Source organism: Streptomyces sp. NPDC002537, from assembly GCF_053594975.1.
Genome location: NZ_JBSFWT010000012.1, coordinates 108,005 through 122,548 on the forward strand (window position 1 = coordinate 108,005; position 14,544 = coordinate 122,548).

Sequence of the window (14,544 nt, forward strand, 5' to 3'; positions counted from 1 at the left end):
GCGACTCAAGGGAATGCGGTGACTCGGTGACTCAGGGGAAGGGGTGCGGCGCCGGGTTGAGCTCGTCCGGCCGCAGGTCGCGCTCGCGCAGACCCGCCGCGCGCAGCGCCGTCAGCATCCGGGGCATCCGCAGGGCGCGCTGCCGCTGCCAGCCGAAGTCGATCGGCAGCAGACCGGGCACGAGCACGCTCACCGTGTGCAGCCCCAGATCGCGCTGTTCGGGCAGCGTCTGGTCGACGACGATCACGTCGAAGCCCTCGCCGGTCACCGCGGCCACGCAGGCGTGGACGTCGTCCCGGAGGTCGTCCGACACCGGCAGGGTCCGGCCGCCCGGCCCGTAGAGTTCCGCCAACGAGCGCTTCGGGCCGCCGTTCCCGAGGAGGAACGAGGCGTGGCCCGCCATCTCCGGCAGCCCGTAGACCAGCGGATGGTCGTGCAGGGCCAGTACCTTGTCGAAGTCGGCGGCCATGGCCCGCAGCCGGGCACCGTCGCGCTCGACCCGGCCCCGGATGTTCACCGCGTCGGTGGCGATCTCGCAGAGACCGCCCGCGAGCGCCGCTTCCGGGTCGAGACCCGCGCCCGCGCCGAAGCACAGCGTGCCCGGCCCCCCGTCCGCACGGACCGCGACCGCCGTCACCACCGGCACGGGGAACGTGACCCGCGTGTCGAAGAACCGCGCCTCGTAGCCGTACATCGCCAGCCGGTCGACCATCTGCCGCGTCCGGGGGTCCGCGCCGCTCATCGGGTCGATCTCGGGCAGCGCCGCCCGGCCGTACCACGCGAGCAGGAAGGCGTCGCGCTCGATCACCTCCATCAGCCCGTGGTAGACCGCCTCCTCCGGAGAACCGCCCGAGGCGCAGCCGTTGGAGCTCTCCTGCACGAAGCGGTTCTCCAGGCCGGGCGTGCCGTAGTAGGTGAGGATCTCCGGCACGAGCAGCGGCCGGCGGTCCCGCAGCGAGTACCCCCACACCCACGGGATCACGCGGTCGGCGGAGAAGGGCACCACGCGGGGGTTCGCCCGGTGGAACTCCGCCGAGTACAGGCCGCACGCGCGCGGGTCGAGCGCGTCGCCGCCCAGCTCCGCCAGCGACGCGCGCACGGCCGACGCCCGCCCCCGGGCCCGCATGCCCGCCGCCCGTTCGAGGCCCTCCAGCACACCGATCCGCTCGCTGTCCGCGTACGTGTCGGCGTGCCCGCCCCAGAACGTCTCGCGCAGATACTCGCCCGAGCGCAGCTCGAAGCAGCCGACCGTGGCCGACGTGGACGCCGACGCCACGTCGTGCACCACCCCCGGACCGAGCGCCCCGCACACCGGGTTGGCGAACGCCGCCACCGGCAGGCCGTACTCCTCCACCGGCCGCACCCGGAACGCGCCGGGCCGGTACTTGGGCGCGGGCCCCAGCGGGAACTCGGCCGCCTCCGCGCTGTCGGCGACACGGCGCCCGCAGTCCGGGCACTCGGCGTCCGGCACCAACTGATGACGGCTCACCCGCAGGGTTTCGAGGTCGACGAGATGGATCTCCGTGAACAGGCCGTCGCCGGTGCTGTCATGACGAGCCGTCAGCAATGCCGCGAGGGCGTCCGCGAGGAACGGGACCGCGTACGGCGGCCGCCCCGCGGCCCGCGTGCCGGAGCCGAGCTCCAGCGCGTCCCGCAGCGCACGGCCGCGCACGGACTGCCAGCGCCGCGCCAGACACCGGGGACACGCCCCGCCCGCCCGGACGGCCGGGCCGACGAGCGCGTGATGCCCGTAGAGCTGCACACGCGGTGCGAACCCGCGCTCACCGGACGGGCCTTGGGCCAGCTCGTCCCGGATGCCGAGCACGGTGACCTCGACCGCCCCGGACCCCGCCGGGGACCCGCCCAGCAGCCCGGCCAGCTCCCGGCGGGCCCGCTCCCACTCCGGGGGGACGTCAGCGGGCATGGGCGTCCTCGCGCGTGAGCAGCACCCGGGCCGTGCTGATGCCGCCCGCCAGCAGGTCCGCCGAGTCCGTGGCCACGACCAGCGCCTCGCGGCCCGCCGCGCGCAGCCGGTCCAGCACCGTCCGGTACGACGTGGCGTCCGACGCGTCCAGCCGCGCGGCGCTCTCCCCGGTCACGGCCAGCGCCTCCGGCGCCAGGTCGGCCAGCAGCGGGTCGCCCAGGTCCACGGCGGAACTGTCGAGTTCACGGCCCAGCTGCTCCTGTCCCAGCAGGTCGCGCAGGGCCGTCACCGCGGCCCGCCGCCGGTCGGTGGCGCCCGCCACCGACCAGATCCACTCGCCGGTCCGGGGGAGGAGCGCGCGGGCGAACAGCACGTGCGCCGAGGAGCGCCGTGCCTCCCCGAGGTCGAGGAGTTCGTAGTCGATGCCGAGGTTGCGCGCCGAACTGACCAGGAACGTCAGCTCCGGGTCGGCGCCCGCCGCGTCCGCCGCGACCCGGGCCGCCCCGGCCGTCCCGCGCACGGCACGCAGCAGCGCGTCGTGGCACAGGGCGGACGACAGCCCGCGCGCGGCGGCCTCGGCGGCCGTACGGCCCGCTCCGGTGCCCGCCGCCGTCGCGGTGAACAGCCGGTCCCGGTTGTACGCGCCGAAGGTGCGCACCGCGCCCGCCGGTACCACCGCCTCCGGCCCACCGGTCAGCGAACCGGCCCGGACCCACGCGGTCACGTCGTCGGCGACGGCGGGGAGGCCGCCGGCCACGGTCAGTTCCGCGGGCCCGACCCGGCGGGCACCCGCGGCGGCGGAACCGGTGAGGACGCCGGCCGGCGGGACGACGTGCTCGGCGTAGACGCCCGCCGCCGTGGCGAGGGCCGACAACCGGGCGCCCGCGACGGTGTGCAGGTCGAACGCGGCGAGCTGCCGCCGCGCACCGTGCCCGAGGGGCAGGCTCACGGTGCCGACCTTCAGCGGGGTCTGGGTCCACGGCTCGTCCGTGAACCCGTGGAACACGCCCGCGTGCGGACCGACCAGGACGCGGCGGCCGTTGAGCTCGGCGAGCAGCGCGTCGGTGTCGATGTCCGCCGACGTGCTGCCCCCGGCCGCGTCGGGCCCGTCCGCCGGTGCCACCACCGCGCCGGGCGTCGCCTCCGTGGCGGCCGTACGGCAGAACGGGCAGCGCGGGTGCGTCAGCAGCGGCTCCGCGACCACGTCGAAGGACTCCATGTCCTGGACGATCACTTGCCCGCGGGTCTCGGCGGGCAGCGCGCCGGTGGTGAGCCGGAAGACCTCGTAGCCGAGGAGGTTCCCGATCATCGCGGAGAGGCCGCGGCCGGGCTCGGGCAGGGGCACGGCCCCGCCGTCGGGGAGGCAGACGCCGCTCCACAGGTCGGCGGCCGCCGCGGCGTCACCGTGGGCACCGAGCCGCAGCACGGCACAGGCCCAGCAGCCCGAGGTGTCCCGCGTCATCAGCGGGCCGATCACCGCGCGGCCGCCGAACAGGGCCGCCGGTATCAGGGTCTTCCCCTCCGGCACGCCCGCCTCCAGGAGCCGGAACAACTGCCGGGAACCCGCGGTGCCACCGGTGACCACGACGATGTCGTACGCCGCCAGATCGCCCCAGGCCAACGGCCCGTCCGCCGCCAGCGGCTGCAGCGCGACCGGGCAGCCCGCCGCGTCGAGTCCGGCGGCCTCGGTCCCGGGGGCGGGCCCGGTGCCGGCGGGCTCCTGGTGGCCGACGGCGGCGATGCCGTTGCGGACCAGGCTCAGCACGCACCAGCGGGCGACCGCGCCGTCACCGAGCACCGCCACCTTCGCGGAACGGAACTCCGCGAAGCGCCGGGCCGCGTCGTCGGTGTAGTGGTCGACATAGGAGATCTGCGGGGCGAAGCGCTCCGCCACCTCCGGGGCCAGGACGGCCGCGGCCGTCGCGCCGGCCACGGGCGCGTCGCGGGCGAACTCCCGCTCGTACAGCGTCCGCACCAGTTTCCCGACCATGGCGCGCTGCTTCTCGCCGAGCCCCTCGCACAGGTCGGCGACCCGGTTCTCCCCGTTCAGATGCGGGACGAGCAGCGTGGCGAACCGGTACGCGGACGCGGCGTTGAGGTGGAACCCGCCGTGCGCGTTGTGGAACAGCACCCCTTCCGCGGTCTCGGTGAAGAGGACGTCACGGCGGATGCGGGGCCGCGTCCCGGCAATCTCTTCGTAGGCTTCGAGCATGTCTTTCACACCTCGTGAAGGAGACGGATGAATTCAATGGCGCATGGTCAGCGCGGGGGAGTCGTCCTGGTGTCCGGTGGCGCGCCGGGCGAAATCCCGGAGCAGCCCGTGCATCCGATAGCCGCCGGCCGGTCCCTCTTCGAGCAGGCTCACGTCCACCAGCCGCTCCAGGATTTCCTCGGCGGCCACCGGCGGTATTCCGAGAAGGCCCGCGGCGACCGGCACCGAAATCCCCGCCGCCGGTGCGCCGCCGACCCGGAGAAACGCGTCGGCCAGCCGGGGATCCAGCCGTTCCAGCGCGTCCCGCAGGGCCTTCGGCACCGACATCCGCGGATCGTCGGGAAGGGAGAGCCGCGCCAATGGGTCCGCGCGCAGCCAGGCCGTACAGTCGGACACCGTCAGCCGCGGCCGGGTCAGCAGCCGCGCGGCCATGATGCGCAGCGCGAACGGGAAGTGGCCGCACGCCGCCGCCAGCTCGCGGACCGCCTCCGGCTCCGCCTCGGCCCTGCCGTCACCGAGGACGGACGCCAGCAGCAGGCAGGACTCGTCCTCGGTGAGCGTGCCCAGGCGGTGCACCCAGCCGCCGTGCGCCGCGACGAGCCCGGCGAGACCGAGCCTGCTGGTGACGATCGCGGCGCTGCCCGCGCCCGTCGGCAGCAGCGGCCGCACCAGGTCGGCGTCGGTCACGTCGTCCAGGACCAGCAGCGCCCGGCGGCTCCCGGCGGGCCCGGCGGCACCGTTCCCCGCGCCGTGGCGGAGCTCGGCGGCCACCTCCGCCGTCGGCCGGGGCGTGCCGTCGGCGCGGGTCGTCCGCACCGCGAACAGCCCGTCCGGGAAGTGCCGTTCGGCCAGCTGGGCCGCGTGCAGGGCGAGCGCCGTCTTGCCGATGCCCGGGGCGCCCGAGACCACCACGATCATGGGTCCCGAGCGGTCGGCGGTCAGCCGCGCGGCGATCGCCGCGCTCTCCGCCGCACGGCCGGTGAAGCAGGACACGGCGGCGATCGGCGGCGGTTCCACCGGCTCCACCGGGGCCGCCTCGCGCGCCGGTGGAGCCGGGGGAGCCGCGGGCGGGCCCATCGGCTCGCCGCGAAGGATGCCCAGCTCCAGCTTCCGCAGCCCGGGTCCGGGATCCACCCCCAGCTCCTCCCGCAGATACCGCTTGACCTCGCGGCACTCCGCCAGGGCGTCGGCCTGGCGGCCACTGCGGTAGAGGGCCTCGACGAGTTGCTCCCGGAACCGCTCGTGCCCGGGGTGGGCCCGGACCGCGGCCCACAGCTCCACCAGCGCCTGCCCGCAACGCCCCAGCGCGAGCTCGATGTCACAGGCCCGCTCGACGACGGCCAGCCGCTCCTCGACGAGCCCCGGCAGCTCGCCCCGGCGCAGGAACTCCGACGGGACGTTGGCCAGCGGGGGCCCCTCCCACAGCGACAGCGCCTCCCTCAGCACGCACAGCTCCGCCTCGGGATCGCGCTCGGCGCGCGCCCTGGCCCGCAGCTCCCGGAACCCGGCCAGGTCGAGCGAGCCCGCCCCGACCACGATCCGGTAGCCGCCCGGCACGGACTCGATCACCGCCTCGGAAATCCCGTACTTGGTGAACGTCTTCCGCAGCCGCAGCACGCACGCGTGCAGCGCCGCCTTCGCCGCCGACGGCTCCTCGTCACCCCAGATCGCACGCCGCAGGAAGTCCGTCGAGACCACCGCACCCGGGCGCAGGAGCAATGCGGCGAGCAGAATGGTGGGCTTCGACGGGGGAAGGACGACCACCTCGGGGCCGTCGGCGATCCGTAAAGGACCGAGAATATGAAAGCGCAAATTCTGACACCCCCAAAGAGTCCTTATGGGTTTCCCGAATCCGGACACGCGGCACCGGACGCCACGGGGTGCATCTCGCCGCGACGTCTGCTTCGCCCCCAGAGTGTGCAACAGGTAATCCGACACTCGTAGTGTCGTGAGTTCCAGTGGCGGTCCCGCGGCGCGCGCCGCACTCCGCGCGGGCGGCGAATCAACTCGCCCGGCAATTCCGGGTGGTTGGGCCGGGGCTGGTCAGTACGGGCCCGATCCGGTAGAAACGGGCATGGCAATGATCGTTTAAAGACGGGCCCGTGATCTCATGGTGAAACAGGACCAAAGTCCCGAGTTCCCGGCGACGGTGACGTGCACCGACGGCGATTCCGTCAGCCGATTGCTGCGCGCGTGGCGGGAGCGGATCGACCGGCGGCGCATACCCGAGCTCCGCATCTGGGGACACCGGGCCGGATCGCGGATGTCACAGGCCGACGTCGCCCGGCTGACCGGAGTGAGCGAGGGCTGGTACCGCGCCCTGGAGACCGGCGCGCCCCGCGAGTTCTCGGACGCCTTCCTGCTGCGCGTCGCCGAGGCGCTGCGGCTGAGCGAGACCGAGACCCTCACCCTCTTCCTCGGCGTCTCCGGCCGCCGCCCGCCCACGAGCGGCACCCGGCACGGCCGGACCACCGTCGACCCCGCGACCGTCGCCCTCCTCGAACACCAGGCGCCGCACCCCGCCTACCTCTCCGACGCCGCCTGGAACATCGTCGCCGCCAACACCCCCATGACCGAGTGGTTCCCCTTCACCCGTGAGCCGCAGGCCAACCTGATGCGCTGGGCGCTGACCTCGGACGAGGCCCGCGAACAGGTGCTGGACTGGGAGGAGACCTGCGCCCGCACCTATCTGCCCATGCTCCGGCTGGCCAGCCACCGGGCCCCGCGGAACGCGCTGATCCAGGCCCTGATCGAGGACGTCCTGGCCGCCAACGGCACCTGCCGCCGCATCTGGGCGGAACAGCACGCCGTGGTCGACCACCCCGGCGGCCACCGCCTCCGCCTCCGGCTGCCCTGCCACGGCGGCGCGGAGATCCGCGTCACCAGCCACGTCCTCATGCCCGCGGAACAGCCCGACCTGCGCTTCGTCGTCGTCACCACCGTCACCTGAGCCGCACGGGCCCCCTCCGTGACGAGTCCCCTACGGGACTCCGCAGAACCCTGTCGGAGCACCACCACCGGCGCCGTCCCGCCGCGGATGATAGGACGGAGAGGGGCTGCGGGCCGACGAGAGGAAACGGACCGGGATGCGGGTCGTGGTCGATCTCAACCGCTGCCAGGGCTACGCGCAGTGCGTGTTCCTCGCCCCGCGGGTGTTCGAGCTGCACGGCGAGGAAGCCCTGATGTACACCCCCACCGTCCCCGACGGCCAGGACGAGCACGTGCGCCGGGCCGCCGCGGCCTGCCCGGTACAGGCCATCCTCGCCGGGGAGCAGGCGGGCTCCGGTGCCGGCTGACGCGCGCGACGGGCGGATCGTCGTCGTCGGGGCCTCGCTGGCCGGGCTGCGCGCCGCCGAGACGCTGCGCGACGAGGGCTTCACCGGCTCGCTCACCCTCGTCGGGGACGAGCCCCACCTCCCCTACGACCGGCCCCCGTTGTCCAAGCAGGTGCTGCTCGGACGGGCCCGCGCCGACGCGTGCGGACTGCCCGCCCGGCGCCCGGTCGACGCCCGGTGGCGGCTCGGCGTCCGCGCCGCCGGGCTCGACCCCGTCGCCAAGAAGGTCCTCCTCGCCGACGGCGGCCACCTCGACTACGACCAGCTGCTGATCGCCACCGGCACCCGCGCCCGCCCCTGGCCCCACCCCGAGGAAGCCGCCCTGGACGGCGTGTTCACCCTGCGCACGAGCGACGACGCGGGCCTGCTCGCCGAGCGCCTCGACGCCGGGCCGCGCCGCGTCCTGGTGATCGGCGCCGGGTTCACCGGCTCGGAGATCGCCTCCGCGTGCCGGGAACGCGGCCTGGCGGTGACGGTCGTCGAGCGCGGCCGCGCGCCCCTCATCGGCGCGCTCGGCGGCACGGTCGGCGCCTTCGCCACGAAACTGCAGCGCGCCCACGGCGTCGACCTGCGCTGCGGCGTGACGGTCACCGCCCTCACCGGCGACGGCCGCCTCACCGGAGCCGAACTCTCCGACGGCAGCCGTGTCGACGCCGACATCGCCGTGGTCGCCCTGGGCGCGGTCCGCAACACCGAATGGCTGGCCGACTCCGGCCTCGCCGCGGGCCCCCGGGGCCTCGCCTGCGACGCCGGGTGCCGCGTCTTCGACATGTACGGCATCGTCACCGACGACATCTACGTCGCCGGTGACGTCGCCCGCTTCCCCCACCCGCTCTTCGAGTACCAGCTCCTCGCCCTCGAACACTGGGGCAACGCGGTCGCCCAGGCCGAGGTGGCCGCCCACAACATGGTCAACCCGGGCCCGCGCCGCCGCCCCCACCTGGCCGTGCCCGTCTTCTGGTCCAGCCAGTTCGGCCTCAACATCAAGTCGGTCGGCGTGCCGACCTTCTCCGACCAGGTCGTCATCGCCCAGGGCACGCCGGAGGACCGCCGCCTGGTCGCGGTCTACGGCTACCGCGGGCGCGTCACCGCCGCGGTCACCGTCAACCGCGCCAAATGGCTGGAGCACTATCAGTACCTGATCGAGACCGCGGCCCCCTTCCCGCCCGGCCCCGGCGCCGCCGACTTCGTCGCGGGGAACGAACCCGTCCCCTCCGACGTACCCGACCCCGCCCTGCTCTCGCACGGGCCGACCGTCGCCCTCACCGGCCATATGCCGGACCGCCGCCTGACCCTGCTGCGACCGGGCTGACCCCCACAGCCACCCCCCACCAGGAGCCCGCACATGTCCACGGACACCCTGTTCCGCCGGATCACCGACTACGCGAACCGCCCCGACCCCTACCCGCTCTACGCCGAACTCCGCGAACACGGCGTGGCGCTCCAGGAGGACGGCTCCTACCTGGTGGGCACCTACCACGAGATCACCGCGCTGCTCCACGACCCGCGCGTCAGCTCCGACCCCCGCAGCCGCACCGACCCGCGGAACCTCCTGCGCGGCGCGGAGGACCTGCCGGTGTCCTTCATCGGGCACGACGACCCCGAGCACGACCGGCTCCGCCGGCTCACCATGCGGCACTTCGGACCGCCCCACACCCCGGCCCGCGTCGACGCGCTGCGCGCCGACATCGCCCGCATCGCCGACGAACTCGCCGGCACCCTCAAGGACAAGGACCGCGTCGACCTCGTCGACGACTTCGCCTTCCCCCTCCCCGTCACCGTCATCTGCCGGCTGCTCGGCGTACCGCCCGGCGACGTGCAGCAGGTGCACGTATGGGCGGACACGGTCGTCGCCGCCATCGACTTCACCCCCGACGAGGACCCCGAACCCCGCCAGTGCGCCGCCATGGAAGCACGCAAGGCCATGGGGCTGTATCTGGGAGAGCTCGCCGAGGAACGGCGCCGCCGCCCCACCGACGACATGCTCTCCGCCCTCGCCAACGACGACGGGCCGGACGGACGGCTCACCCACCAGGAACTGATGACCACCGCGGTCCTCCTGCTGATCGCCGGACACGAGACCACCGTCAACCTCATCACCAACGGCATGCTCACCCTGCTGCGCCACCCCGAGGAACTGGCACGGCTCCGCGACCGGCCCGAGCTGATGCCCGGCGCCGTGGAGGAACTCCTCCGCTACGAACCACCCGTCCAGTTCCTGCCCCAGCGCAGCCCGCTGACCGACATCGAGGTGGCCGGCGTCACCGTCCCCAAGGGCGCGCCCCTGATCCTCGTGCTCGCCTCCGGCAACCGCGACCCGCTCCGCTTCCCCGACCCCGACCGCTTCGACCCCACCCGCACCGACAACCAGCATCTCGGCTTCGGCAGCGGCGTCCACAACTGCTTCGGCGCGCCCCTCGCCCGCGTCGAGACACAGATCGCCCTGACCGCCCTCCTCCACCGCCTCGACCACCCCCGCCTGCTGGAGGACCCGCCCGAGTACCGCCGCAGCCCGGTCCTCCGCGGCCCCCGCCACCTGCCCGTGGAACAGACGCGCGGCACGTGAGCCACGACCGCGGCGACGGCCCCGGGCGGTTGACCACCGGGGTCAGCCCACCGCCCCGGACACGATCCGCCGCCAGCGCAGATGGAGCGTGTCCAGCCCCGGCAGGGCGCGGTCCGTCATGAAGCACGCCGTCGACACGCCCCGATAGGTCAGCAGCAGCGTGCCGAGCGGGCTCGCCTCCGGCAGACAGCCCACCGGCAGCACCCGGACGACCGGGTCCCCGTCGAGCTGGAGGTCGTGCCGGGCCACCAGCCCCGACACCCCCATCGCCGCGGTGGCCGGGGTGGCCACGGCCCGCAGCAGCCCCGGCAGCGCCCACGCGGGGACGCCCGGCACGGCCGCCGCCGCGCGCCGCAGCGCCTCGCGGTGGCACACCGACTTCAGCGGGGCCGTGGCCCGGATCGCCCCGTCCAGCCGCCGCTCCAACGGGATGTCCCCGCCCGGCAGGACGAGCCGCACCATCGCCGTACGGTTGCCGGGCGCACCCGCCTCCCCGGGGCGGCGGATGTTCGTGGGCATGATCAGCGGCAGTTCCGCCGCGCGGCACGCGGGAGGCCAGTGGCCCGTCCCCCAGTCCTGCACCGCGTGCGCCAGCGTGGCGAGATAGGCGTCGTTGGCGCTGCCGCCCCGGAGCCGGCCCACGGCCCGCAGCCGGGCCGCGGGCACCTCCGTCCAGCGGAACCGCCGCCGCGAGGACAGGGGATGGCGGGCGGAGGCCCAGAGGCGGGACCGGCCGGTCGTACGGGCCGAGTTCCGCAGCGCGCGGGCGCGGTCCCGGAACGTCACGGGGGGAGCGGGGGACAGGCCGGGGAACACCGCCGACGACTCGGCCTCCGGGGTGCCGTGCGGGGTGAAGAGGGTCTCCAGCGTGTGCAGCATCCCCGCACCGTCCTGCACCGAGTGGTGCACGAGGTACAACAGGGCGTACCGGCCCGGCTCGTGGCCGTGCAGCAGCCAGAGGCGCCAGTGCGGTGCCCCCGCGGGGAGCGGGCGGCGGATGAGCCGCTGGACCGTACGCTCCACGTGCTCACCGCCGGGCGGTAACACATGCTCCACGACGTGCGTGCCCAGGTCGGGCCGCTCCGCCCTCGTCCAGCCGCCACCCGCGTCCGCCAGGTAGTGGGTGAGCGCGGGCAGGGCGGGCAGCCGCTCCAGGACATGGCCGCGCAGGCAGCCGATGCGCGGGGCGGCGCCGGTGAGACGGAGCAGGGCGCCGATGCGGAGCTGGGCGTCGGGGTGGTGCACGGGGTAGGCGAACATCGCGCGGTCGAGGGTGGTGGGCGCGGCGGGTGTGCGGTGGTCCATGGCCGGAAGGTAGCGGGCGAACGGCCGGTTCCGGTACAGCCGCATTCCGGCCGGGTGATCACCCCCGCTCTCCGGCCTGTCGGCAAGCTGGCCGTCCCGCGTCATCCGTGACAGCCTGGTGCGCCACCCACCGAGCGTTCAACGGACGGAAAACCAAAGGGAGATGGACATCCACCCGATCGGACTGCGCGTCAACGGAAAGCGCCACGACCTGTCGACGGACCCCCGGACCACCCTCCTCGACCTGCTCCGCGACCACCTCGACCTCACCGGCACCAAACCCGGCTGCAACCACGGCACATGCGGCGCCTGCACCGTGCACCTCGACGGCCGCCGCGTCCTCTCCTGCCTCACCCTCGCCGTCACCGCGCAGGACGCCGACGTCGTCACCATCGAAGGACTCGCCCCCGGCGACGGCCGACTGCACCCCGTCCAGCGCGCCTTCGTCGACCACGACGCCCTCCAGTGCGGCTACTGCACCCCCGGCCAGATCATGTCCGCCGACGCCTGCCTGCGCGAGGGCCACGCACGTTCCGCCGACGAGATCCGCGAGTACATGAGCGGCAACCTGTGCCGCTGCGCCGCCTACCCCAACATCGTCGCCGCCGTCGCCGCGGCCGCCGAGGAGATGCAGCAGTGCGCCCCTTCGCCTACAGCCGGGTCCGCTCCCTCGACGAGGCCGTACGGGCCGCGCGGGAACCCGGAGCCGTCGTACTCGCCGGCGGGACCACCCTCGTCGACCTGATGCGGCTCGACGTCATGCGGCCCCGGCGCCTCGTCGACATCGGCGGCCTCGACGAACTCCGCACGATCGACACCGGCGGCCCCGTACTCCGCTTCGGCGCCCTCGCCAGGATGGCCGACGTCGCCGAGGACCCCGTCCTGGCACGGGACTACCCCGCGCTCGCCGAGAGCCTCGGCCAGGCCGCCTCCCCACAACTGCGCAACATGGCGACCGTCGGCGGCAGCATCCTCCAACGCACCAGGTGCGCCTACTTCCGTGACGGATCGTCACCCTGCAACAAGCGCGCCCCCGGCACCGGCTGCGCCGCCCTCACCGGCGTCAACCGCGAACACGCCCTGCTGGGCGCCTCGGACACCTGCGCCGCCGTCTACCCGGGGGACTGGGGCACCGCCCTGGCCGCCTTCGACACCGACGTCGAACTGGTCTCCCCGGAAGGCCGCCGCACCCTGCCCTTCGAGCGGCTCCACCGGCCGTACGGCGACCGCCCGGACCTCGAGACGACGCTGCGCCCCGGTGAGATCGTCACCGCGATCACCGTACGGGCCACCCCGGCGGGCCGCCGTTCCACCTACCTCAAGGTGCGGGACCGGGCGAGCTACGCCTTCGCCGTCGTCTCCGCCGCGGTCGCCCTGGAGACCGCCGGTGACACCGTGCTGACCGCGCGGATCGCGGTCGGCGGAGTCGCCACCCGCCCCTGGCGCTGCCACGAGGCGGAGGCTGAGCTCACCGGCCGCCCGCTGACCGCGGCCGCCGCCCGGCGCGCCGGACGCGCCGCCTTCGCGCGGGCGCGCTCCCTCGGCGGCAACGCCGCTAAACTCCGCCTCGGACCGGACGTCCTGGCCGAGGCCATCATGATCGCGAGCCGGAAGGGACAGGACCGGTGACGGACATCGTGGGAGCCCCGGTGGTGCGCGCGGACGCGCTCGCCAAGGTCACCGGAGCCGCGCGCTACGCCGCGGACACCGCCGAGCCGGACACCGCGTACGCCGCACTCGTCACCGGCACCGTCGCCCGCGGCCGCCTCACCGCCATCGGCACGGCGGACGCCGAGGCCGTGCCCGGCGTCCGCCTGGTGCTCACCCACCACAGTCCCGAGGCCAAGCTGCCGCCGGGCGAATTCCTCGGCGCGGGCGGCCACTTCCAGTCGAGCCGCAACCCCCTGGCCTCCGACGAGATCCACCACATGGGCCAGATCGTCGCCCTCGTCGTCGCCGACTCGCGGGAGGCGGCGGAAGAGGCCGCGCACCGCGTCACGGCCGAGTACGAGGCCCTGCCCGCCCGCGCCACGCTGGCGGAGGCCCTGGACGGCGCCCGGCCGTACGAGGACCTCTCGATCGAGAAGGGCGACACCGCACGGGCCCTGGCGGCGGCGCCGGTCGTCGTCGAGGCGGAGTACACCACGCCCGCGATGCACCACAATCCGATGGAGCTCCACAGCACCACCGCGGTCTGGCGGGACGGCCGGCTGACGGTGCACGTGCCGAGCCAGTGGGTCCGGGGCACCCGGTCCGCCCTGGCGGAGATGTTCGGCCTGCCGGTCGGCGACGTCCGTGTCCTCAGCCCGTACGTCGGCGGCGGGTTCGGCGCCAAGGCGTCCGTGCTGTGGCACACGGTCCTCGTCGCGGCCGCCGCGCGGCGGCTGGGGCGGCCGGTGCACCTGCTCGTGCCGAGGGAGCAGATGTTCACCGTCGGCTCGTTCCGCCCGGAGACGCGCCACCGTATCCGGCTCGGCGCCGACAGGGACGGCGTGCTGCTCGGCTACGAACACCACTCCTGGGGACAGAACTCCCGCACCGACGTCCTGCCCCTGCCGGGCACGCACTTCACCGCCGCGCTCTACGCCTGCCCGAACATCAGCACCCGCGAGTACCTGGTGCCCACGGACGTGAACACCCCGGGCTTCATGCGGGCACCCGCCGAGTTCCCCGCCTCGTTCGCGCTGGAGAGCGCGGTCGACGAGCTCGCGGTGGCCCTCGGCGTCGACCCCGTGGCACTGCGGCTGCGCAACGAGCCCGCTCGGGACCCCGTCTCCGGACTGCCCTTCAGCAGCCGTTCCCTGGTGGCCTGTTACCGGCGCGGCGCCGAGCTGTTCGGCTGGGCGCGGCGCGACCCGCGGCCGGGTTCGATGCGCGACCGCGACGGCCTGCTGGTCGGCTGGGGATGCGCGTCCTCCGGCTACCCCGTGCTCCGGACCCCGTCCCGGGCCCGGGTCCGCCTCACCGCCGACGGCCGCGCCGAGGTCCTGATCGGCGCGCACGACCTCGGCACGGGCGCGTACACCGTGCTGGCACAGCTCGCCGCCCAGGAACTCGGGCTGCCCGTGGCTGATGTGACGGTCCGTCTGGGCGACAGCGACCTGCCGACCGGGCCCGCCGCGACGTCGACCGGCTGCGCGAACTCGGCTACCCCGTGCACGCCACGCAGGGCAACACCGGCAGCTACCGCCTCACCGCCGGC

At 74.7% G+C, this 14,544-nt stretch carries 10 protein-coding genes and 1 pseudogene; 7 read left to right on the forward strand and 4 right to left on the reverse strand.

Translation table 11 applies throughout. The annotated features are described in order from the left end of the window. Nucleotides 1–31: 31 nt before the first annotated feature. The 3 genes from ACWD4A_RS08515 to ACWD4A_RS08525 are packed head-to-tail and all read right to left on the reverse strand — an operon-like array spanning nucleotide 32 to nucleotide 5,948. Nucleotides 32–1,924 (reverse strand): TOMM precursor leader peptide-binding protein, encoded by a 1,893-nt coding sequence (locus tag ACWD4A_RS08515; protein ID WP_451191104.1) that lies wholly within the window; start codon nucleotides 1,922–1,924, stop codon nucleotides 32–34. After that, nucleotides 1,914–4,136 carry a TOMM precursor leader peptide-binding protein gene (locus ACWD4A_RS08520; protein WP_451191107.1) on the reverse strand — a complete coding sequence of 741 codons (2,223 nt, stop codon included), beginning with the start codon at nucleotides 4,134–4,136 and terminating at the stop codon, nucleotides 1,914–1,916. The genes ACWD4A_RS08515 and ACWD4A_RS08520 overlap by 11 nt, the downstream gene beginning before the upstream one ends. A 33-nt stretch (nucleotides 4,137–4,169) precedes the next feature. Beyond that, the gene (locus ACWD4A_RS08525) at nucleotides 4,170–5,948 is read right to left on the reverse strand and encodes a BTAD domain-containing putative transcriptional regulator (protein WP_451191109.1); all 1,779 of its coding nucleotides are present in this window, start codon (nucleotides 5,946–5,948) and stop codon (nucleotides 4,170–4,172) included. A 298-nt stretch (nucleotides 5,949–6,246) separates the two neighbouring features. Between ACWD4A_RS08525 and ACWD4A_RS08530 the strand changes: the two genes are divergently transcribed. From ACWD4A_RS08530 to ACWD4A_RS08545, 4 genes are all read left to right on the forward strand, one after another. Continuing rightward, nucleotides 6,247–7,086 carry a helix-turn-helix transcriptional regulator gene (locus ACWD4A_RS08530; RefSeq protein ID WP_451191112.1) on the forward strand — a complete coding sequence of 280 codons (840 nt, stop codon included), beginning with the start codon at nucleotides 6,247–6,249 and terminating at the stop codon, nucleotides 7,084–7,086. A gap of 136 nt (nucleotides 7,087–7,222) precedes the next feature. Continuing rightward, on the forward strand, nucleotides 7,223–7,432 hold the full coding sequence (locus ACWD4A_RS08535; RefSeq protein WP_451191114.1) for a ferredoxin: 210 nt from the start codon (nucleotides 7,223–7,225) through the stop codon (nucleotides 7,430–7,432). Next, the gene (locus tag ACWD4A_RS08540; protein ID WP_451191117.1) at nucleotides 7,422–8,783 is read left to right on the forward strand and encodes an NAD(P)/FAD-dependent oxidoreductase; all 1,362 of its coding nucleotides are present in this window, start codon (nucleotides 7,422–7,424) and stop codon (nucleotides 8,781–8,783) included. Before ACWD4A_RS08535 ends, ACWD4A_RS08540 begins: the two co-directional genes overlap by 11 nt. 33 nt (nucleotides 8,784–8,816) lie before the next feature. Continuing rightward, nucleotides 8,817–10,037 (forward strand): cytochrome P450, encoded by a 1,221-nt coding sequence (locus tag ACWD4A_RS08545; RefSeq protein WP_451191120.1) that lies wholly within the window; start codon nucleotides 8,817–8,819, stop codon nucleotides 10,035–10,037. Between the two features lie 42 nt (nucleotides 10,038–10,079). Here ACWD4A_RS08545 and ACWD4A_RS08550 read toward each other — a convergent pair whose 3' ends face one another. After that, nucleotides 10,080–11,342 carry a wax ester/triacylglycerol synthase domain-containing protein gene (locus ACWD4A_RS08550; RefSeq protein WP_451191123.1) on the reverse strand — a complete coding sequence of 421 codons (1,263 nt, stop codon included), beginning with the start codon at nucleotides 11,340–11,342 and terminating at the stop codon, nucleotides 10,080–10,082. Nucleotides 11,343–11,505: 163 nt separating this feature from the next. On the opposite strand from ACWD4A_RS08550, the gene ACWD4A_RS08555 reads away from it, so the two are divergent. From ACWD4A_RS08555 to ACWD4A_RS08565, 3 genes and pseudogenes are all read left to right on the forward strand, one after another. Then, nucleotides 11,506–12,087, forward strand: coding sequence for a (2Fe-2S)-binding protein (locus tag ACWD4A_RS08555; RefSeq protein ID WP_451191126.1), 582 nt, complete (start codon nucleotides 11,506–11,508; stop codon nucleotides 12,085–12,087). Further along, the gene (locus ACWD4A_RS08560) at nucleotides 11,979–12,971 is read left to right on the forward strand and encodes an FAD binding domain-containing protein (protein ID WP_451191129.1); all 993 of its coding nucleotides are present in this window, start codon (nucleotides 11,979–11,981) and stop codon (nucleotides 12,969–12,971) included. The genes ACWD4A_RS08555 and ACWD4A_RS08560 overlap by 109 nt, the downstream gene beginning before the upstream one ends. Nucleotides 12,972–12,994: 23 nt before the next feature. After that, a pseudogene (locus ACWD4A_RS08565) lies at nucleotides 12,995–14,416 on the forward strand (xanthine dehydrogenase family protein molybdopterin-binding subunit); the annotation flags it as partial. Nucleotides 14,417–14,544 lie beyond the last annotated feature (128 nt).

What these genes read in the sequence shown, in the direction of transcription:
- ACWD4A_RS08515 (WP_451191104.1), bottom strand. Translation starts at nt 1,924, where the DNA reads ATGCCCGCTGACGTCCCCCCGGAGTGGGAGCGGGCCCGCCGGGAGCTG.
- ACWD4A_RS08545 (WP_451191120.1), top strand. Translation starts at nt 8,817, where the DNA reads ATGTCCACGGACACCCTGTTCCGCCGGATCACCGACTACGCGAACCGC.
- ACWD4A_RS08520 (WP_451191107.1), bottom strand. Translation starts at nt 4,136, where the DNA reads ATGCTCGAAGCCTACGAAGAGATTGCCGGGACGCGGCCCCGCATCCGC.
- ACWD4A_RS08535 (WP_451191114.1), top strand. Translation starts at nt 7,223, where the DNA reads ATGCGGGTCGTGGTCGATCTCAACCGCTGCCAGGGCTACGCGCAGTGC.
- ACWD4A_RS08550 (WP_451191123.1), bottom strand. Translation starts at nt 11,342, where the DNA reads ATGGACCACCGCACACCCGCCGCGCCCACCACCCTCGACCGCGCGATG.
- ACWD4A_RS08555 (WP_451191126.1), top strand. Translation starts at nt 11,506, where the DNA reads ATGGACATCCACCCGATCGGACTGCGCGTCAACGGAAAGCGCCACGAC.
- ACWD4A_RS08530 (WP_451191112.1), top strand. Translation starts at nt 6,247, where the DNA reads ATGGTGAAACAGGACCAAAGTCCCGAGTTCCCGGCGACGGTGACGTGC.